This is a genomic window from Serratia rubidaea, assembly GCF_016026735.1.
GTDB lineage: Bacteria > Pseudomonadota > Gammaproteobacteria > Enterobacterales > Enterobacteriaceae > Serratia_B > Serratia_B rubidaea.
In genome coordinates this window covers 964,497-984,861 of sequence record NZ_CP065640.1, presented here as the reverse complement: position 1 = coordinate 984,861, position 20,365 = coordinate 964,497, and the positions used below count along the sequence as shown (strand labels likewise).

Below are 20,365 nucleotides of genomic sequence, written 5' to 3'. Positions count from 1 at the left end.
AGGAGAAGACATGACCGCTGAGCTACTGGTAAATATCACACCGTCTGAAACGCGGGTTGCCTATATTGACGGCGGCATCCTGCAAGAGATCCACATTGAGCGCGAATCCAAGCGCGGTATCGTCGGCAATATCTACAAAGGCCGGGTGAGCCGGGTGCTGCCGGGCATGCAGGCGGCCTTTGTCGATATCGGCCTGGAGAAGGCGGCGTTTTTGCACGCCTCCGATATTATGCCGCACACCGAGTGCGTGGCGGGCGACGAACGGAAAAACTTCCACGTGCGCGACATCGCCGAACTGGTGCGCCAGGGGCAGGATCTGGTGGTGCAGGTGGTGAAAGACCCGCTGGGCACCAAAGGCGCGCGTCTGACCACCGACATTACGCTGCCGTCCCGCTACCTGGTGTTTATGCCGGGGGCGGCGCACGTCGGCGTCTCGCAGCGCATTGAAAGCGAGGCCGAGCGCGAACGGTTGAAAAAAATCGTCGCCGATTACTGCGATGAGCTGGGCGGCTTTATCATCCGCACCGCGGCGGAAGGCATCGGCGATGAAGAGCTGGCGCAGGACGCCGCGTTCCTCAAGCGCCTGTGGACCAAGGTGATGGAGCGCAAAAAGCGCAACCAGACCAAATACATGCTGTACGGCGAGCTGGCGCTGGCGCAGCGCATCCTGCGCGACTTTGCCGGCGCGGCGCTCGACCGCATCCGCGTGGACTCGCGCCTGACGCACGACCTGCTGACGGAGTTCACCGGCGAATATATCCCGGACATCAGCGGCAAGCTGGAGCTGTATACCGGCAGCCAGCCGATCTTCGATCTGTACGACGTGGAAAACGAAATCCAGCGTGCGCTGGAGCGTAAGGTGGAGCTGAAGTCCGGCGGCTATCTGATCATCGATCAGACCGAGGCGATGACCACCATCGATATCAACACCGGCGCCTTTGTCGGCCACCGTAACCTCGACGAAACCATTTTCAATACCAACATTGAAGCGACGCAGGCCATCGCCCGTCAGCTGCGGCTGCGCAATCTGGGCGGCATTATCATTATCGATTTTATCGACATGAATAATGAAGAGCACCGCCGCCGGGTGCTGCACTCGCTGGAGCAGGCGCTGGGCAAGGATCGGGTCAAAACCACCATCAACGGTTTTTCACAGCTGGGGCTGGTGGAGATGACGCGTAAACGCACGCGCGAAAGTATTGAACATGTGCTGTGCAACGACTGTCCTACCTGTAACGGGCGCGGCACGGTCAAGACGGTTGAAACGGTATGCTATGAAATCTTGCGCGAAATCGTCCGCGTGCACCATGCTTATGATACCGACCGTTTCCTGGTTTACGCGTCGGCCGCGGTGGGCGAAGCGCTGAAAAGCGAAGAGTCGCACGCGCTGGCGGAGGTGGAAATCTTCGTCGGCAAGCAGGTTAAAGTACAGATTGAACCGTTATACAGCCAGGAACAGTTTGACGTCGTCATGATGTAAGTCGGCTGTGATTGGCGGGGTTCGGCATGCGGAGCCCATTCATTCCCGTTGCCGGGCAGCGGAAGCAAGGAGATAGAGTGAAGCGACTGCCTGGGATTTTGTTGGCAACAGGCGCCACGTTAATTGTCGCCGTGGCGTTGCTGATCAGCGGGTTGCGCCTGGCGCTGCCGGAACTGAACAGCTATCGCCCCCAGTTGCTGGCGAAAATTTCAGCGATCTCCGGCGTGCCGGTGCAGGCCGACTTTATTCAGGGCCAGTGGGAAAACTTTGGCCCGCAGCTGGAGGTGCGCAACCTGCGCGCCGCGATGGCCAAAAGCGACCTGCATATCGAACGGGTCACGCTGGCGCTGGATGTCTGGCAGTCGCTGCTGCACTGGCGCTGGCAGTTTCGCGATCTCACCTTCTACCAGCTGCAGCTGGATATCAATACCACGCTGGGCGGCGATGAAAACAAGGGCAGCGCCATTCAGCCCGGCACCATCAGCGATCTGCTGTTGTACCAGTTCGATCACTTCGACCTGCGCGACAGCCGCATCTCTTTCCTGACGCCGTCCGGCCCGCGCGCCGAAGTTGCGATCCCGCAGCTGACCTGGCTGAACAGCGACCAGCGCCACCGCGCCGAAGGGCAAATCAGCCTGTCGACGTTTAACGGCCAGCACGGCGCCGTGCAGGTGCGTATGGACCTGCGCGATAACAAAGGGCTGCTGAATACCGGTACGGTCTATCTGCAGGCCGATAATATCGATATGAAGCCGTGGTTCAGCCGCTGGCTCAAATCCAACACCGGACTGGAAAGCGCCGACTTTAGCCTGGCCGCCTGGCTGCAGGTGCAGCAGGGGGAAATTTATGGCGGCAACGCCTTACTGAAGCAGGGCGCCGCCCGCTGGACGGTCGGCGACGAGGCGCACCGGCTGGACGTCGATAATTTGGCGCTGGCGGTCAAGCGCCAGGGCGGCGGCTGGCAGCTGGATGTGCCGCAGCTGAACATTAAAACCGACGGTCAGGCCTGGCCGCAGGGGATGCTGTCCGGGCTGTGGCTGCCGGAAAACAGCCGGTTTATCGGGCCGGAGCAGCAGGAAGAGCTGCGCATCCGCGCCAGCGACATCCAGCTGGAGCGGCTGTCGTCGCTGCTGCCGACCTTTTCGTTCCTCAGCCCGGATATGCTGGCGCGCTGGCAAGATATCCGGCCGCAGGGGCGGGTGGATACGCTGGCGCTGGATATTCCGCTGAAACAGCCGGAGCGAAGCCGTTTTCAGGCGCGCTGGCGCGATCTGAGCTGGCAGCACTGGCAGCTGCTGCCGGGGGTTAACCACTTCAGCGGCGCGCTCAGCGGCGGGGTCGAAAACGGCAGGCTGGATCTCGACCTGCAGAACAGCACCTTGCCCTATGGCGATATGTTCCGGGCGCCGCTGGAGATCGGCAGCGCCAGCGGGGCGCTGAACTGGCGTTATGGCGCACAGGGCTGGGAGCTTTCCAGCCAGAACCTGGATGTGAAGGCCAAATCGCTGTGGGTGAACGGCGACTTCCGTTACCGGCAGCCGGCCAAGGGCGAGCCTTGGTTAAGCATTCTGGCGGGCATCCGCCTGTATGACGGCGCCGACGCCTGGCGCTACTTCCCGGAACCGCTGATGGGCAGCCATCTGGTTGACTACCTGAGCGGCGCCATCCAGGGCGGTCAGGTGGATAACGCCTCGCTGATCTACGCCGGCAATCCGCACCAGTTCCCTTATAAACATAATGAGGGGCATTTTGAGGTGTACGTGCCGCTGCGCCACTCAACCTTCCAGTTCCAGCCGGGCTGGCCGGCGCTGAAGGACCTGGCTATCGATCTGGATTTCCGCAACGACGGCCTGTGGATGCAGGCGCCGGCGACCAAACTGGGCAAGGTGGACGGCAAAAACGTCCGCGCGGTGATCCCGGACTACACCAAAGAGCGTTTGCTGATTGACGCCGACGTGGCGGGGGCCGGGCCGGAGGTGCAGGCCTACTTCGCCCAGACGCCGCTGCATGATTCCGTCGGCGGCGCGCTGGAGCAGCTGCAGGTTGGCGGCAATGTCAGTGGGCGCTTACATCTTGATATCCCCTTGAACGGCAAGCAGGTGGCGGCCAAAGGCGAGGTGACGCTGAATAATAACTCGCTGCTGGTGAAGCCGCTGGAGAGCACGCTGGAGAAGGTCAGCGGCAAATTTACCTTTGATAACGGCAACCTGGCCAGCGATACCCTGACGGCAAACTGGTTTGGGCAGCCGCTGGCGGTGAACTTCACCACCGATGAAGGGGCGAAGGACTATAAGGTCAATGTCGGCCTGAAGGGCGACTGGCAGCCGGGCAAGTTCCCGGAGGTGCCGCCGGAGGTGGCGAAGGCGCTGTCCGGCAGCGCGCCGTGGAACGGTAAGGTGGCGATCGTTCTGCCGCACGGCGGCGCCGCCAGCTACGCGATCGATCTCAATGCCGACCTGAAAAGTGTGAGCAGTCACTTACCTCCTCCGCTCGCCAAGCCGGCGGGTGAGCCGTTGCCGGTCGGCGTCAAGGTGCAGGGCGGTCTTAACGGATTCACCCTGAACGGCAGCGCCGGTAAGCAAAATTACTTCAACAGCGCCTGGTCCTTTGGCCAACAGCAGGTATCGCTGGACCGCGCCGCCTGGCGCAACGGCGGCGGCGTGCCGCCGCTGCCGCAGAGCCGCTCGCTGACGCTGCACCTGCCGCCGCTGGACGGCGAAAAATGGCTGGCGCTGCTGTCGCCGGCGCTGCAGCAGCCGGGCGGCGCTCAGGGCAAGGTCGGCAGTTTCCGCTTCCCGACCACGGTGACGCTGACCACCCCGCAGCTGCTGCTGGGCGGCCAGGCCTGGCATCAGCTGGAACTGGCGGCGCGTCAGCAGTTTGGCGGTGTGAACGTCAGCGCCAAGGGTAAAGAGGTCGACGGCAGCGTCCTGATCGCCGACAGCGGCCCGTGGCGCGCCGATATCAACTACCTGTACTACAACCCGCAGTTCGCCGACGACCAGCCGGCGCCGCTTGCCGCGCCGCCGTCGGCGCCGGCGCAGCGCGTCTCGTTCCGCGGCTGGCCGTCCGTGATGCTGCGCTGCCAGAGCTGTTGGATCCTGGGGCAGAAGCTGGGCAAGGTCGAGGCCGATGTGAAGAACTCCGGCGATACGCTGACGCTGGAGCACGGCCTGATCGATACCGGCAAGGGACGCGTCAGCGCCACCGGCCTGTGGAAACAGAATGCGCAGGAAGAGCGCACCGCGCTGAAGGGGAAACTGCTGGGAAGCAAGATTGACGATACCGCCAGTTTCCTCGGCATCACCACGCCGCTGAAGGGCGCGCCTTATGATGTGGACTTCGACCTGCACTGGCGCGGGCAGCCGTGGCAGCCGAAGATGAACACCTTCAACGGCACCATGAAGCTGGCGATGGGCAAGGGGGAGATCGACAGCATCGGCGGCGGCCGGGCCGGGCAGTTATTGCGCCTGGTCAGTTTCGATGCGCTGCTGCGTAAGCTACAGTTTGATTTCAGCGACACGTTTGGTAACGGCTTCTACTTTGACTCCATCCGCAGCACCATCTGGATGAAAGATGGCATAATGCATACCGATAACCTGTTGGTGGACGGGCTGGCGGCGGATATCGCCATGAGCGGCCAGGTTGACCTGGTGAAACGCCGGCTCGATATGCAGGCGGTGGTGGCGCCGGAGATTTCGGCCACGGTCGGGGTCGCGACCGCGTTTGTCATCAACCCGATCGTCGGCGCAGCGGTGTTCGCCGCCTCGAAGGTGCTGGCGCCGCTGTGGAACAAGATTTCGCTGATTCGTTACCATATTGGCGGCAGTCTGGATCAGCCGACCATCAATGAGGTGTTGCGTAAGCCAAAAGAGGATAAGGCGTCATGAAAAATGCCAATATTGCGTTGTTACAACTGTGCAGCGGCGATCGCGTCCGGGATAACCTGGCGCAGATTGAGCAGCAGATTAAGCAGCTCAATGCCGGTGTAAAACTGGTGATGACGCCGGAAAATGCCTTGCTGTTCGCCGACGCCGCAGCGTATCGTCAGCATGCCGAGCGGGAAGGCGAAGGCCCGCTGCAGCAGGCGGTGCGCGATCTGGCGCGCCGTTACGGCGTCTGGCTGCTGGTCGGCTCGATGCCGTTAATCAGCCGCGAAGACCCGCAGCGTCTCACCACCAGCAGCCTGCTGTTCGACGAGCAGGGCGAGCTGCGCGCCCGTTACGATAAGCTGCATATGTTCGATGTCGATATCAACGACGTGCATACCCATTACCGCGAGTCGGATACCTATCAGCATGGCCAGCAGCTGACGGTGGTGGATACGCCGGTCGGCCGTCTCGGGATGACGATCTGTTATGATCTGCGCTTCCCCGGGCTGTATCAGGCGCTGCGCGATCGGGGCGCGGAGCTGATTTCCGTCCCGTCCGCCTTTACCCGCGTGACCGGTGAAGCGCACTGGGAGATTCTGCTGCGCGCCCGGGCGATTGAGAACCAGTGCGTGATCCTGGCGCCCGCGCAGGTCGGGCGTCATGGCCAGACGCGCCGTACCTGGGGCCATACCATGGCGGTGGACGGCTGGGGGAATATTATGAAAGAAAACCCCGATTCCGTGTCGCCGATTAAAGTACGTGTCGACACCGAGGTGCTGCACACCATACGCGGCAAGATGCCGGTGCGGCAACACAACCGATTCCAGACGTCGCTGCAGGCGCCGTCTGAAGCTAAATCCTCCAATCAAGAGTGAAAAAATTATGAGCCTGACGCTTGTCAGTGAGCAGTTACTTACTGCTAATAAGCTGAGTCATCAAGACCTGCATACGGTATTGGGGCAGCTGGCCGAGCGCCGACTCGACTATGCCGACCTCTATTTCCAGTCCAGCTATCACGAAGCCTGGGTGATTGAAGACGGCATCATCAAGGACGGCTCTTACAATATCGATCAGGGCGTCGGCGTGCGCGCCGTCAGCGGTGAGAAAACCGGCTTTGCCTATGCCGACCAGATTACCCTGAACGCGCTGAACCAGAGCGCCCAGGCCGCGCGCAGCATCGTGCGCGAGCAGGGCGACGGCCGGGCGCATACGCTGGGCGAAATTCGCCATCAGGCGCTGTATCCGCTGCTCGATCCGCTGCAGAGCCTGCCGCGTGAAGAGAAAATCGCCCTGCTGCACCGGGTGGACAAGGTCGCCCGCGCCGCCGACCCGCGCGTGCAGGAAGTGACCGCCAGCGTCACCGGCGTGTATGAGCAGGTGCTGGTGGCGGCCACCGACGGCACGCTGGCGGCGGACGTGCGTCCGCTGGTGCGCCTTTCGGTCAGCGTGCTGGTGGAGGAAGACGGCAAGCGTGAACGCGGCTCCAGCGGCGGCGGCGGCCGCTTCGGCTATGACTATTTCCTGGAAACGGTCGACGGCGAAGTGCGCGCCGACGCCTTCGCCAAAGAGGCGGTGCGCATGGCGCTGGTCAACCTGTCGGCGGTTGCCGCGCCGGCGGGCGGCATGCCGGTGGTGCTGGGCGCCGGCTGGCCGGGCGTGCTGCTGCATGAGGCGGTCGGCCACGGCCTGGAAGGTGACTTCAACCGCCGCGGTTCCTCGGTGTTCAGCGGACAGATGGGGCAACTGGTGGCATCGGAACTTTGCACCGTAGTGGATGATGGCACCATGCAGGGGCGTCGCGGCTCGCTGGCTATCGATGATGAAGGCGTGCCCGGCCAGTATAACGTGCTGATCGAAAACGGCGTGCTGAAGGGCTATATGCAGGACAAGCTGAATGCGCGCCTGATGGGCGTGGCGCCGACCGGCAACGGCCGCCGTGAATCCTATGCGCATTTGCCGATGCCGCGCATGACCAACACCTATATGCTGGCCGGCCAGTCGACGCCGGAAGAGATTATCGCCAGCGTGGAGTACGGCCTGTATGCGCCGAACTTCGGCGGCGGGCAGGTGGATATCACCTCCGGGAAATTCGTCTTCTCCACCTCGGAAGCCTACCTGATTGAAAAAGGGCGCATCACCAAGCCGGTGAAGGGCGCGACGCTGATTGGCTCCGGCATTGAGGCGATGCAGCAGATCTCAATGGTCGGCAACGATCTGGCGCTGGATAAAGGCGTCGGCGTCTGCGGCAAAGAGGGGCAGAGCGTACCGGTGGGCGTCGGTCAGCCGACGCTGAAGCTGGACAACCTGACGGTGGGCGGCACCGCGTAAGCGTTACCCGCCAGCGTATGATCCCCTGTGATGCCGGTCAGGTTCAGCCTGGCCGGTATTTTTTTGTCTTGCATGGCGGCGACGTCAGCGGTAGCCCTGATAAAGCTCGCCGACTTTTTGGAAGTATTCGGTCAGGTAGTCGATGCAGACCTGCACTTTCAGCGGCAGCTTGTCCTTTTCGGTATACAGCGCGTACACCGGTCGCGGATCGGAGTGATAGCGTTTGAACAGAATTTCCACTTCGCCGCGTTTGATTTCGTCGATCACCCACATCAGCGGCGCATAGGCGATGCCGGCGCCGGCTTTCAGCCAGCGGATCATGGTCTGCGAATCGTTGGTGACAAAGCGCCCCTGCGGTGAAATGCGCGTGCTGATGCCCTCTGGGGCGATCAGCTCAAACTCGCTGTCCGGCCGTACGCTGTACTCCAGCCAGGAAAAATTCGCCAAATCGCTGGGGGTGCTCGGCGTGCCGTGGGCGGCCAGGTAACTTCTGGCGGCGCACACCACCATCGGCATCGAGCCAAGCCGTTTGGAGAACAGGCTGGAATCCTGCAGCGCGCCGACGCGGATCACCACATCCAGCCCGTCGGCGATCAGATCGGGCGCCGGAATGCCGGTGACCAGGTTCACCTTCAGGCCGGGATACTCCTTGAGCATGTCGGCGGTCATGGTGGCCAGCACATTTTGTGCCATGGTTGACGAACTGCCGATGCGTAAATTGCCGGTAGGCGTATTATTGAAGGCGTACAGCTGCTCGTGCACCTCGATGGCTTCCAGCAGCATGCGGCGGCAACCCTGATAGTAGATTTTACCCGCTTCCGTCAGGCCGATGCTGCGCGTGCTGCGGTTGAGCAACTTGACCTGTAAATCATTTTCCAGTTTGGACACTGTCTGGCTGATGGATGATACGCTCATGCCCAACTGGCGCGCGGCGGCGGTAAATGAACCGCACTCAACCACTTTGGCGTACACCGACATCCGTTTTAGTCTTTCCATTATTCACTCTGGCTTAAAAGTGATTTAGATCACAGATTGTTGATGGCTTGATAGTAAGCAGGCTAATATAACCAGTGCCGGGTGTAAAAACTTCGTGCGCCGAAGCGTGGTATATCAGATGCTGCGTGATGCGTCCGTTGCAGCGCGACCCGGTTGCCCTCGCACTTTCTTATCGCGGATGTATGCCTTGAGTTTAACCTTTTTTCAGGTTTATAGCCTGGACAACCTGTCTGGGCATGAGTTGTGGCGTGCATTCGCTAAAATGTAAATGTAATGTGAACAAATATGAGTAAAACCTGTCTTCCCCGGTGTAGTAAACAATAAGGAAAAAATGATGAGTTTGCTTCCGGTGATGGTCATCTTCGGACTGTCGTTTCCCCCGGTGTTTTTCGAATTGATTGTGTCGCTGGCGCTGTTTTTTGTGCTGCGTCGGCTGCTGCAGCCGACCGGTATTTATGATTTTGTCTGGCATCCGGCGCTGTTCAACACCGCGCTGTATTGCTGCCTGTTTTATCTGATTTCGTGTCTTTTTGTTTGAGGTCGCTGTGAAAACTTTTTCGATAAAAATAGCCAGAATCGCGATCACTTTGATTCTTGTCCTGCTGGGGATTATCGCCGTCTTCAAGGCCTGGGTGTTCTATACCGAGTCGCCGTGGACGCGTGACGCCAAGTTTACCGCCGACGTGGTGGCGATCGCGCCGGACGTCAGCGGCCTGCTGAGCGATGTGCGGGTAACGGACAACCAGCTGGTGACAAAAGACCAGGTGCTGTTTGTGGTCGATCAGCCGCGCTATCAGCAGGCGTTGGCGGAAGCCAGCGCCGACGTGGCTTATTACCAGGCGCTGACCGCCGAGAAAAAGCGTGAGGCGAGCCGCCGCGTGCGTCTGGGCGTTGACGCCATGTCGCGTGAAGAGATCGAACAGGCCAGCAATGCGCTGGAGACCGCCCAGCACCAGCTGGCGAAAGCAATTGCGGTGCGCGACCAGGCCAAACTCGATCTGGAACGCACCACGGTGCGCGCGCCGGCAGACGGCTGGATCACCAACCTGACCGTACACGCCGGTGATTTTATTACCCGCGGCTCCACGGCGGTGGCGTTGGTGAAAAAGAACACCTTTTATATTCTGGCCTATATGGAAGAGACCAAGCTGCACGGCCTGAACCGCGGCGACCGCGCGGAAATTACGCCGCTTGGCAGCAACCGCATTATGCACGGTACGGTGGACAGCGTGGCGGCGGCGGTGAACAACAGCAGCAGCACCAATGACAGCAAGGGGCTGGCCTCCATCGACAGCAACCTGGAGTGGGTGCGTCTGGCGCAGCGCGTGCCGGTAAAAATCATGCTGGATCCGAAAGACCAGCAGCATCCGTACCCTGCCGGCACCACGGCGACCGTGGTTATCACCGGTCAGAACGACCGCGATAGCGATCGCGAGTCGCCGTTCGTCAAGCTGATGCACCGGCTGCGTGAGTTCGGTTAATGAATAACCCCACCTTTATCCGCCTGAGGTTTGCGTTCAAACTGAGCTTTGCGATCGTCTTCGCGCTGTTTGTCGGCTTTCACCTCAATCTGGAAACACCGCGCTGGTCGGCGATGACCGCCGCCATCGTCGCCGCCGGCCCGGCCTTTGCCGCCGGCGGCGAGCCGTTTTCCGGCGCGATCCGCCACCGCGGCTGGCTGCGTATTATCGGCACCTTTATCGGCTGCTTTGTCGGCCTGCTGATTATCGTCACCACCGCGCGCGCGCCGGTGGTGATGCTGCTGCTGTGCTGCATCTGGGCCGGCGTCTGCACCTGGATCTCTTCGCTTATCAAGGTGGAAAACTCGTACGCCTGGGGGCTGGCGGGCTATACCGCACTGATCATTATCGTCACTGTGGCCACCAGCGAGTCGCACCTGCTGGAGGCGCCGCAGTTCGCCGTGGAGCGCTGCAGCGAGATCGTGCTGGGGATCGTCAGCGCGGTGCTGGCGGACCTGCTGTTCTCCCCGCGCTCGATCAAACAGGATATCGATAGGGCGGTGGATAACCTGCTGGTGCAGCAGTATCAGCTGTTGCAGATGTGTATCAGCAATGCGGAGAAGGACGATATCGACCGCGCCTGGGGCAACCTGGTGAAGGGCGCCACCGCGCTGAACGGCATGCGCAGCAGCCTGATGATGGAGTCCTCGCGCTGGCAGAAGGTCAACCGCCGGGTGCGCGCGCTGCATACGCTGTCGCTGACGTTGATCACCCAGGCCTGTGAAACCTACCTGATTCTGCTTAACCACCCGGATGCGCTGAGCGAACGGCTGCGTGAACTGCTGATGGAGCCGGCGGAGACGCCGCAGGAGATCCACCGTCGCATGAAGCTGATGCGCCAGGTGCTGACGGTGCATCGCACCGATGACACGCTGTTAACGGTGTCCAGCTGGGTCGGCGCGGCCACCCGCTACCTGCTGCTGGCGAAAGGCGTGCATACCAACAGCAGCATCAGCGGCGTGGAGGAGGATATCCTCAGTACCGAGGTCGAGATCAAACCGGCTTCGGCGGAGGGGCACCACGCGATGATCAACGGCCTGCGCACCTTTACCGCCACCGCGCTGGGCTGCCTGCTGTGGCTGTGGACCGGCTGGACCTCCGGCAGCGGCTTTATGGTGATTATCGCGGTAATCACCTCGCTGGCGATGCGTACGCCGAACCCGCGCATGGTGGCGATGGATTTTGTGCTGGGCATGCTGGTGGCGATACCGCTGGGGGCGCTGTACTTTATGGTGATCATCCCGGCGACGCAGCAAAGCATTCTGCTGCTCTGCCTCAGTCTGGGATTACTGGCGTTTATCATCGGCATTGAGGTGCAGAAGCGGCGGCTGGGGTCGCTGGGGACGCTGGCGGGCACCATCAATATTCTGGTGCTCAGCAACCCGATGGAGTTTAACGTCACGCAGTTCCTCGATGCCTCTATCGGCCAGTTCCTGGGCAGCTGCGTCGGTTTGATGGTGCTGTTGCTGATCCGCGATAACTCGCGCGAGCGCACCGGCCGTACCTTGCTGAACAGCTTTGTCAGCAGCGCGGTGTCGGCCCTGACCACCAAGGCGGCCAAGCGGCGGGAAAACCATCTGCCGGCGCTGTACCAGCAGCTGAACCAGCTGCTGATGATGTTCCCCAACGATATTGCCAAATACCGTCTGGCGCTGAACCTGATTATTGCGCACCAGCGGATGCAGCGTACCGAGATCCCCGCCAGCGAAGAGCTGTCGGTGTTCCACCGGCAGATCCGCCGCACCGCCGACCGCGTGGTCAGCGCCAAAAATGAGGTGAAGCGGGCGTATTACTACGATCGTCTGCTTAACGAAATGAACGAATATCAGCAGAAGCTGGTGGATAACCATGCGCCGCTCAGCGTCACCGGCCCGGTGCGCCGTCTGGCGGATATGCTGCACCGTTATCGCCACGCGTTAATTGATTAATCCTGCGCTTTTGCACGCTGCCGGCGCCGATCGGGCCGGCGCGTGCTGCCTGGCCGTTCCTCTAAGACTATACTGAAAAAAGAGTCGTTTCTCTGTGGTGAGCGCCGTTGGCGGGGCGGTTGCGCGTGTCAGCACCGCTGTAAAATGGCATGATAACCGGCAGCGGAGCGCGGGTGACGTCTTCGGCCGCGTAATGCTTCCCGACAGGAAAGGTTACGCGACGTTCATCTTTCATTCATAATATTCATTTATATAAAACAGGGGCCAAGCGGCCCGGATGTCAGGGAAAGTAATGAATAAGCGGATTCTCGTGGCGATAGCGATCGCCGTGGCGGTGGCTGGGTTTAACATGCTGCGCGGTACCGACGATCGGGCGATTTCCAACGTGCCGGCGGTGGCCGAGCGGGCGAGCGAAAGCATCGACCAGCTGACGCAGCAGCATCGGGTAGTGAGTTATTTGCAGCGGCATCAGCGTTTGCCGGACTACTACATCAGCAAGCGGCAGGCGCGGGAGCAGGGCTGGGACGCACGCAGCGGTAATCTGTGCAGCGTGCTGCCGGGCAAGGCGATTGGCGGCGATCGCTTCTCAAACCGGGAAGGGCGACTGCCGAACGCCCATAAGCGGGTATGGCGTGAAGCGGATATCAACTACCGCTGCGGCCGCCGCGGCGCCGATCGGCTGCTGTATTCCAGCGACGGCCTGATATTCGTGACGCGCGATCACTACAAAAACTTCATTCGGGTGGAGTGAGTTTGATGGGGAAAGTAGAGTTTGATTTCAGCCAGATCCCTGACCTGCCGGCGTTTTATCGCGACTTTGCCGATAAGTTTGCGCTGGGGGACGGTTTTGGCGCTAATCTGGATGCGTTGTGGGACGTGGTGACCGGAGAGATCGGTCTGCCGGTCGAGATTGAGTTCACCAATCTTGATAACCGTCGCAAACGCCGTTTTGGCGCGATCATTCTGCTGTTTGAAGAGGCGGAAGAAGAGCTGGAAGGCAGTCTGTATTTCAATATTCGTGAAGCCGACGCCGCCGCCGCGCATCATCGGGGATGAACGCGCGGGTTCATCCCATGATGCCGGCGACGCCGTGACGCCTTATTCGGCGGCTTCAGCCAGCTCGCGCAGATACTGAAAGATCTGACGGGCAGCCTTGGGCGTTTTGTTGGCGGCTTTTTCTTTCTGCGCGTTGCGCACCAGCGAGCGCAGCTGCTGGCGATCGGCCTGCGGATACAGCTCCAGCACCGCCGCTACCGCATCATCCCCTTCCTCGACCAGACGATCGCGCAGCGACTCCAGCTTATGGAACAGCGAAACCTGCTGGTTATGGCGGTTTTTCAGCTTGTCCAGCGCGGTTTGAATCGGCTCGACGTCGCGGGCGCGCAGCAGTTTGCCGATCAGCTGGATCTGGCGGCGACGGCCCTCTTTCTTAATTTTTTGCGCCAGTTCGATGGCGGCGCGCAGATCGTCATCCAGCGGAATGCGTTCCAGCGCGTTTTTCCCCAAATCAACCAGCTCGCTGCCCAGGTCTTTTAACGCTTCGGCATCGCGTTTAATTTCACTTTTGCTGACCCAGATAATCTCGTCATCGTCCTCGTTTTCATTGTCCGGGACATCGTCGAGCCAGTCTTCAGGTTGTTTTTTCATGGTAGGCTCCGTTAAAAAGAGGCTAATCCTAACAGGTTGCCGCGGCGATCCCCAAAAGAATTGGCGCGGCGGCGTCCGCCTGCAGCCTGCGGCGCTAAATACTGCCGCCGGAGATGCGAAATTCTACGCGCTTCCTGTTAGACTCAAGGCTATGGATTTCTAAATTATGGCAGATTGATGAAAGTAGTCACTCAGGTTGCACAGCAGCGCAAGACGCTGGAAAACGCGGTTTCCCAGGCGCTGGATCTGGCGGCGGTCGGTTGCGATGCGGCAGAGGTCGCCGTAACGAAAACCACCGGCATCAGCGTCAGCACCCGCTTTGGCGAGGTAGAAAACGTCGAGTTCAACAGCGACGGCGCGCTGGGCATTACCGTTTATTATCAGCAGCGTAAAGGCAGCGCGTCGTCGACGGATCTCAGCCCGGACGCCATTGCGCGCACCGTGCAGGCGGCGCTGGATATTGCCCGCTACACCTCGCCGGATCCCTGCGCCGGCCCGGCGGAAAAGGATCTGCTGGCGTTTGAGGCGCCGGATCTCGATCTGTTCCACCCGACGGAGCTGGATGCCGAACGCGGCATCGAACTGGCGGCCCGCGCCGAGCAGGCGTCGCTGGGCGCTGATGCGCGTATCACCAATACCGAAGGCGGCAGCTTCAACAGCCACTACGGCATCAAGGTGTTCGGCAACAGCCACGGCATGCTGCAAAGCTACTGCTCCAGCCGCCATTCGCTGTCCAGCTGCGTAATCGCCGAGCATCAGGGCGATATGGAGCGGGATTACGCCTATACCATCGGCCGCGATCTGAACGATCTGGCCAGCCCGGAGTGGGTGGGCCAGGAGTGCGCGCGTCGCACTCTGTCGCGCCTGGCGCCGCGCAAGCTGGCCACCATGAAGGCGCCGGTGCTGTTTGCCTCGGAAGTGGCGACCGGGCTGTTCGGCCACCTGGTCGGCGCCATCAGCGGCAGCAGCGTCTACCGTAAATCCACCTTCCTGTTGGACGCGCTCGGCACGCAGATCCTGCCGGAGTGGCTGACCATTGAAGAGCACCCGCATCTGCTGAAAGGGCTGGCCTCGACGCCGTTCGACAGCGAAGGCGTGCGCACCCAGCGTCGCGATATCGTGAAGGACGGCGTGCTGCAAACCTGGCTGCTGACCAGCTACGCGGCGCGCAAGCTGGGCCTGCACAGCACCGGCCACGCGGGCGGCATTCATAACTGGCGCATTGCCGGCCAGGGCAATGACTTTGCCGGCATGCTCAAACAGCTGGGCACCGGCCTGGTGGTGACCGAACTGATGGGCCAGGGCGTCAGCGGCGTAACCGGCGATTATTCGCGCGGCGCGGCGGGCTTCTGGGTGGAGAACGGCGAAATCCAGTATCCGGTCAGCGAGATCACCATTGCCGGCAACCTGAAAGACATGCTGCGTAATATTGTCAGCGTCGGCAGCGATATCGAAACCCGCAGCAATATTCAGTGCGGCTCGGTGCTGCTGCCGGAAATGAAGATCGCCGGTCAGTAACCTGTATCAGCTGGCCGGCGCAACGCCGGCCAGCATTGCCGTTCCCCGCCTTTAACCTTCCTTACAAATCTTCGGTTTCGCTTTGTGCGCATGCCGCCTATGTTAATTAGCGGTTAATTAAAACAATAACGGAAGGTGAGCATGAACAATAAACTCAAAGCGCTGGCGGCGTTGGCGCTGCTGGGCGCCAGTTCGCTGGCGATGGCGGCCGATCTCGATGAGAATATGGATATCATCGCCGGCAACTATAAAACCGCGTTAAAAACCGATTCCGCCGACAGTTTCAAACAAAGTCTGCAAAACATGCGTGCTGCTGCGCAGGACGCCAAGCAGGGCACGCCGCCCAAGCTGGAAGATAAAGCGCCGGACAGCCCGGAAATGAAGGACTTCCGTCACGGTCTGGATACGCTGATCGGCCAGATCGACGCCTCGCTGGCGCTGGCTAATCAGGGCAAACTGGCCGAGGCGAAGCAGCAGGCGCAAGCGTTTAAAACCACCCGCGACACCTACCACCAAAAGTACCGCTAAGCGCCGTGGCGGCGGTTCTCCCGCCGCTTATCGCGCCATCTCCCCGTCCTGCAAAAAGCTGGAGGGCGTCTGCCCCAGCACCCGACGAAACATGGCGGAAAACGCCGCGCTATTCTCATAACCCAGCTCCAGCGCAATCTGCGTGACGCTGTCGCCGGCGGCCAGCCGCGCCAGCGCCCATACCACCGCTGCCCGTTGCCGCCACTGTGAAAACGGCATGCCGGTCTGGCGCTGAAAAAAACGGCTGAAACTGCGCAGGCTCATATACAGCCGGGCGGCCCACTGCTGCGGCGGCAGATGAATATCCGGCCGCTGTAAAAATGCGTGGCACAGCGCATGCAGCCGCGCATCCGCCGGCAGCGGAATATGCAGCGGCAGCGCCGGCATGCGTGCGATCTCATGCAGCAGCAGTGCGATCAGCGCGCCGTCGCGCCCGTGCTGCGCGTATTCGAGCGGCATCTCCACGGCGGCGATCAACAGCTGGCGCATCAGCGGCGAGACGCTGACCACCCGGCAGGGGGCGGTGCGTACCGCTTCCGGCAGCGCCGCCGGTTCGAGATACAGACTGTGGGTGGTCACGCCCACCATCGTCACCTGATGCGGCATGCCGGGCGGCAGCCAGACCGCCCGCTGCGGCGGCACCAGCCAGTTGCCCTGCTGCGTCGTGACGTGCATGACGCCGGTCGCGCCGTACAGCAGCTGGGCGCGGCGGTGGCTGTGCATCGCCAGCAGATAGCCTGGCGGATAGTGCCTGGCGAGGGCGATGACCGGGCGCGCCAGGTGGTCGACGTCGTCGATCGGAACATTGTGCATCGGGGGTGCCGGTAAGGTTGGCCGAAATGCAATGATAGTTGGCATAACGGCGTATGCAAGCCAGCGGCGTTCGCTTTTATCCTGTCGCCCTCTTTTCTGGGCAGGGCATGGGTTATGACGGACGTGGTTATTCTGCTGGCCGCCGGTTTTCTGACCGGCATCAGCACCATTTTGTTTGGCTTCGGCGGCGGCTTTGTGGTGGTGCCGCTGGTCTATCATCTGATCGCCGGTGCGCAGCCCGGGCAGGCGATGCATATCGCCGTCGCGACCTCGACCGCGCTGATGATTCTCAACGCCGGCTATGCCAGCTATGGCCACTGGCGGCGCGGCGCTTTACGGCGGGAAACGATCATACCGCTGTGTTACGCGCTGGCGGGCGGCGCGCTGATCGGCGCGTTTATCGCCACGCGGCTGACGGACGGCCTGATCCGCCTGCTGTTTATCCTCTATATGCTGCTGACCATCGCCGATTGCGTGTGGCGTAAAGGCTTTCTGCAGAAAACCGCGCGGCGTCCGCTGTCTGCCGTTACGCTATGGCTGGGCGGGCCGGGCATCGGCGTGATTGCCGCGATGCTCGGCGTCGGCGGCAGCGTGATGACGGTGCCGCTGCTGCGGCGGCATGGCTATGAGATGAAGTACTGCGTCAGCGCGGCCAACCCGCTGTCTATCGCCATTGCGCTGATGGGCGCCGGCATGTACGGCTGGCTGGGTCATGGCAAGATCGCCGGTGCGGGATACCTGGGCTATGTCAATCTGGGGATGCTGGCCTGGCTGGCGCTGTCCGGCATGTTGGGCATGGCGTTCGCCCGTTACGCGCTGCCGAAGATGGGCGATGAGCTGCATGCGCGGGTCTATGTCTGGCTGCTGGTTCTGGTGCTGGTGTCGATGCTGCTGTAACTGTACGGGCGGCGGAGGGCCGCCCGTCGCGCCGCTTAGCGATGATACTCGCCGGCGGCTTCCGGTTGGTACAGCAGTTCCAACACCTCAATATTCGCCTGTTCGCCGTTCGGCAGCGTCCAGGCAATCTGTTTGCCGACGTGCATGCCCAGCAGCGCTGCGCCCAGCGGCGCCATCACGGACAGCTGCTGATTGCTGTCCTTGAGCGAGGCGGGGTACACCAGCGTACGCACGTGTTCCTCGCCGGTGTGCAGATCGCGAAAACGAACGATGCTGTTCATCGTCACCACATTAGCCGGGATTTGCGCCGGCGGCAGGATCTCGGCGCGATCCAGCTCGTCGTTAAGCGCGGCGGCAATGTCGGTATGGGCGAAAGCCGGCTGTTCCAATAACGCATCCAGGCGTTCCGCATCCAGCTCATTAATCGTAATGATTGGTTTGGTCATTCCACTCTCCCGTTATCCCCGACGCCCTGGCGGCCCGTGTGCCGCAAGCGCCGGAGCTACATCAAAACACGCCGTGGGGGCGTTTTTCCAAATGGTAAAAAGGCGGCATAAAGCAACACCCCGCGCCTTAAGGTGCGGGGTGTTGGCAATGTCGATTGTGTCTTGCCGATAGTAGGCGCTTGGCCGCGGAAAAGAAAGAGATCTCGATCACGAACTTTTCTTCCGCATTTTTTCCCGGACGGGCGAGGGCGGCACGTTATCTCTTTGTATTTCCATTAACTTATCGCTAAATAATGCGTTTTGCGAAATGGATCCCCATCCGTCACCCAATTTCCACTTTGAACTGGAAAAAAACGCGCTACACAAGCCATGTCGTCGGCGTTAGGGTAAAGCCATCAGATAAAGCAGATAAAACGGCTTATTCAGCGCCGTTTTGTAACTCAATAATTAACGTCTGTATCCATGGGGTGACTGAAAAGTGAATGCAGGAGCAACTTCGGTAAAAACAGAACAGGTTGATATCGCGCAGGCGGCGGAAATTACCACTCAGCTGCTGGCGGATATTACCGCGATGTTAAACGCAGAGAATATTTACACCAATGAGGTGCAGCAGCAAATGCTGGAGTCGCACGTACGTGCGATGGTCTTGCGCTCTATTACCGGCGAGCCGCTGCCGGAGGTGGATAAATCTCTGTTTGATGAAATTTCGTCGCACTCGATGCAGCTGGCGCAGCGGGTGGTGGACCAATTAAAAACCTTGCCCGTCGAGGAAGCCTATTTGCTTTCCGTGCATTTCGAAGTGGCAAAAGATAATAACCAATAATTAATTACCAATAATTATCAATCAGGAGAATATCTCATGAGTCAAATTACCGTAGTGATCGGCGACCGTCTGGGGAAAGGGCAGAAAGTGGGCCAGGGCGTTGAAAATGCAGGCGGAAAAGCGGTGGTCATTCCCGGCGTGGCGGCGGATATGAAGCTGGGTGATGTGATGAAGGCGGAAAACGCGCAGCTGGGTATTTCGTTCTGCGGCAGCGGCGGCGCCGGCGCGATTACGGCGCAGACCAAATATGGCTATAAGGCAAAATACGGCATGCGTTCTATTGACGAAGGCGTCACGGCGATTAACGAAGGCTGCAACGTACTGGGCTTCGGCTTTATGGATAAAGAAGAGCTGGGTCAGAAACTGGTGGAAGCCTATATCAAAAAACATGGCGCGGCATAAATGAAGGAACAATATACCACCTCAGTCACCGTTGCGGGCAAAGGCGACACCAAGGCCAAGGCCTTTGCCGCCGCATTGGCAAGCGTACAGGGCGCGGTATTAAAGTCCACCAGTAATATTCTGCTGCGTATTGAACCGCAGGATGTCAGCGTATTAAGCGCGGAAGAAAAAATCACCAAAGAAAAGTTTCTGTTTTTCTTCCTGCCGCGGGAAAGAAAAAGCTATGCAGTGTCATTGGAAGTAACCATAAATGTGACGATCATCAACACTGAAAAGGTGGTCTTCACTACAAGATAAAAAACTGACAGATACCCGGAATGATTCATGTTACGGCGTTGTTGGCTTTAATTTGCAATTAATCGGGTATAAGTGGAGAGATAAACAGATGTTTCTCATAATCTTATTTAAGTCGATTATTATCGGCGGGCTGGTGGGCGTTGGCGTCGGTGCAGGCGCCGCGCGTATGTTCCATGCCCCGACGACACAGGGAATGGGCGCTTTCCGTACCTTAGGCGAGCTGAACTCTTGCGAGGGCGATCCGGCTTCGCACTTCTCATTTGGTCTGGGCTTCTTCTTTAACGCCTGGGCTTCCTCCGTGGCGGCCGGCGCCTTCACGCAGGATGTCGACCACCGCATTATTCCCAACTGGGGCGCCGCGGCGCTGATGATCAAAAACCGCAACGTGGCGGAAACGCTGCACGATCCGAAGAAAATGGCGATCGCCTGCGGCATCATCGGCATGATCGTGGTGGCCTTCCTGAACTCGACCGCCTCTGCGGTGCCGGCGGCGCTGCAGGTCACGGCGATCAAGGTGCTGGTGCCGGCGGCCAACCTGCTGGTCAACACCGTGATGCCGGTGATCTTCTGGCTGGCGGCGATCGACGCGGGTAAACGTTCCGGCTTCTGGGGCACCATTTTCGGCGGCCTGGCGCAGCTGATCATGGGTAACGCCGTACCGGGCCTGGTGCTGGGGATCCTGATCGGCAAGGGCGTGGAAGAGAGCGGCTGGAATAAAGTCACCAAAATCATGATGGCGACCATCGTGCTGCTGTTCGTGCTGAGCGGCTTCTTCCGCGGTTTCGATATGGAACTGCTCAAATCGTTCAGCCTCGGCGTGCCCGGCTGGCTGGATGCGATTCATAACGGCCTGAGCGGTAAATAAGGAGT

20 protein-coding genes are annotated in these 20,365 nt (G+C 60.3%); 16 read left to right on the top strand and 4 right to left on the bottom strand.

Going from position 1 to position 20,365, the window contains the following annotated elements; translation table 11 throughout:
- Positions 1-10 precede the first annotated feature (10 nt).
- The 4 genes from rng to tldD all read left to right on the top strand — a co-directional run bounded on the left by rng (position 11) and on the right by tldD (position 7,680).
- Positions 11-1,480 carry a ribonuclease G gene (gene rng, locus I6G83_RS04530; protein WP_015962039.1) on the top strand — a complete coding sequence of 490 codons (1,470 nt, stop codon included), beginning with the start codon at positions 11-13 and terminating at the stop codon, positions 1,478-1,480.
- 77 nt (positions 1,481-1,557) lie between these two features.
- Positions 1,558-5,370, top strand: coding sequence for an AsmA2 domain-containing protein YhdP (gene yhdP / locus I6G83_RS04525; protein WP_054305569.1), 3,813 nt, complete (start codon positions 1,558-1,560; stop codon positions 5,368-5,370).
- Complete coding sequence (gene nit1, locus I6G83_RS04520; protein ID WP_054305570.1) at positions 5,367-6,227, top strand: deaminated glutathione amidase; 861 nt, start codon at positions 5,367-5,369, stop codon at positions 6,225-6,227. The genes yhdP and nit1 overlap by 4 nt, the downstream gene beginning before the upstream one ends.
- Positions 6,228-6,234: 7 nt before the next feature.
- Entirely contained in the window at positions 6,235-7,680 is a 1,446-nt protein-coding gene (tldD, locus tag I6G83_RS04515) for a metalloprotease TldD (RefSeq protein ID WP_061322048.1), read from the top strand.
- An 84-nt stretch (positions 7,681-7,764) separates the two neighbouring features.
- Here tldD and aaeR read toward each other — a convergent pair whose 3' ends face one another.
- Entirely contained in the window at positions 7,765-8,676 is a 912-nt protein-coding gene (aaeR, locus tag I6G83_RS04510; protein ID WP_054306482.1) for an HTH-type transcriptional activator AaeR, read from the bottom strand.
- A 334-nt stretch (positions 8,677-9,010) separates the two neighbouring features.
- Here aaeR and aaeX point away from each other — a divergent pair, with 334 nt between their 5' ends.
- The 5 genes from aaeX (at position 9,011) to I6G83_RS04485 (ending at position 13,180) form a co-directional block, all read left to right on the top strand.
- The gene (gene aaeX, locus I6G83_RS04505) at positions 9,011-9,214 is read left to right on the top strand and encodes a p-hydroxybenzoic acid efflux pump operon protein AaeX (protein ID WP_004958078.1); all 204 of its coding nucleotides are present in this window, start codon (positions 9,011-9,013) and stop codon (positions 9,212-9,214) included.
- Between the two features lie 7 nt (positions 9,215-9,221).
- On the top strand, positions 9,222-10,157 hold the full coding sequence (gene aaeA, locus I6G83_RS04500) for a p-hydroxybenzoic acid efflux pump subunit AaeA (RefSeq protein ID WP_054306481.1): 936 nt from the start codon (positions 9,222-9,224) through the stop codon (positions 10,155-10,157).
- Entirely contained in the window at positions 10,157-12,124 is a 1,968-nt protein-coding gene (aaeB, locus tag I6G83_RS04495) for a p-hydroxybenzoic acid efflux pump subunit AaeB (protein ID WP_054306480.1), read from the top strand. Before aaeA ends, aaeB begins: the two co-directional genes overlap by 1 nt.
- 292 nt (positions 12,125-12,416) lie before the next feature.
- Positions 12,417-12,875, top strand: coding sequence for a ribonuclease domain-containing protein (locus I6G83_RS04490; RefSeq protein ID WP_054306479.1), 459 nt, complete (start codon positions 12,417-12,419; stop codon positions 12,873-12,875).
- A gap of 5 nt (positions 12,876-12,880) precedes the next feature.
- Entirely contained in the window at positions 12,881-13,180 is a 300-nt protein-coding gene (locus tag I6G83_RS04485; RefSeq protein WP_054306478.1) for a barstar family protein, read from the top strand.
- Positions 13,181-13,222: 42 nt separating this feature from the next.
- On the opposite strand, the gene yjgA is transcribed toward I6G83_RS04485, so the two are convergent.
- Complete coding sequence (yjgA, locus tag I6G83_RS04480) at positions 13,223-13,771, bottom strand: ribosome biogenesis factor YjgA (RefSeq protein ID WP_054306477.1); 549 nt, start codon at positions 13,769-13,771, stop codon at positions 13,223-13,225.
- A 177-nt stretch (positions 13,772-13,948) separates the two neighbouring features.
- Here yjgA and pmbA point away from each other — a divergent pair, with 177 nt between their 5' ends.
- Together pmbA and cybC are read left to right on the top strand one after the other, a co-directional pair.
- On the top strand, positions 13,949-15,289 hold the full coding sequence (gene pmbA, locus I6G83_RS04475) for a metalloprotease PmbA (RefSeq protein WP_054306476.1): 1,341 nt from the start codon (positions 13,949-13,951) through the stop codon (positions 15,287-15,289).
- Between the two features lie 141 nt (positions 15,290-15,430).
- Positions 15,431-15,817: a cytochrome b562 gene (cybC, locus tag I6G83_RS04470; protein ID WP_015962028.1), complete on the top strand. Its 387-nt coding sequence runs from the start codon at positions 15,431-15,433 to the stop codon at positions 15,815-15,817.
- Between the two features lie 27 nt (positions 15,818-15,844).
- On the opposite strand, the gene I6G83_RS04465 is transcribed toward cybC, so the two are convergent.
- On the bottom strand, positions 15,845-16,630 hold the full coding sequence (locus tag I6G83_RS04465) for an AraC family transcriptional regulator (RefSeq protein ID WP_054306475.1): 786 nt from the start codon (positions 16,628-16,630) through the stop codon (positions 15,845-15,847).
- 114 nt (positions 16,631-16,744) lie between these two features.
- Between I6G83_RS04465 and I6G83_RS04460 the strand changes: the two genes are divergently transcribed.
- Positions 16,745-17,527: a sulfite exporter TauE/SafE family protein gene (locus I6G83_RS04460; protein ID WP_054306474.1), complete on the top strand. Its 783-nt coding sequence runs from the start codon at positions 16,745-16,747 to the stop codon at positions 17,525-17,527.
- Positions 17,528-17,562: 35 nt separating this feature from the next.
- Here the strand turns inward: I6G83_RS04460 and rnk are convergent, their stop codons facing one another.
- On the bottom strand, positions 17,563-17,973 hold the full coding sequence (gene rnk, locus I6G83_RS04455; RefSeq protein WP_015962025.1) for a nucleoside diphosphate kinase regulator: 411 nt from the start codon (positions 17,971-17,973) through the stop codon (positions 17,563-17,565).
- 478 nt (positions 17,974-18,451) lie between these two features.
- Here rnk and I6G83_RS04450 point away from each other — a divergent pair, with 478 nt between their 5' ends.
- From I6G83_RS04450 to I6G83_RS04435, 4 genes are all read left to right on the top strand, one after another.
- A complete protein-coding gene (locus tag I6G83_RS04450; RefSeq protein WP_054306473.1) occupies positions 18,452-18,796 on the top strand; it encodes a glycine dehydrogenase in 345 nt (114 codons plus the stop codon).
- 36 nt (positions 18,797-18,832) lie between these two features.
- On the top strand, positions 18,833-19,198 hold the full coding sequence (locus I6G83_RS04445; RefSeq protein WP_054306472.1) for a glycine-rich SFCGS family protein: 366 nt from the start codon (positions 18,833-18,835) through the stop codon (positions 19,196-19,198).
- Positions 19,199-19,495, top strand: a complete 297-nt coding sequence (locus tag I6G83_RS04440) for a DUF4312 family protein (protein ID WP_015962022.1) — start codon at positions 19,199-19,201, stop codon at positions 19,493-19,495.
- A gap of 88 nt (positions 19,496-19,583) precedes the next feature.
- On the top strand, positions 19,584-20,360 hold the full coding sequence (locus I6G83_RS04435) for a DUF4311 domain-containing protein (RefSeq protein WP_015962021.1): 777 nt from the start codon (positions 19,584-19,586) through the stop codon (positions 20,358-20,360).
- The last annotated feature ends 5 nt before the right edge of the window (positions 20,361-20,365 follow it).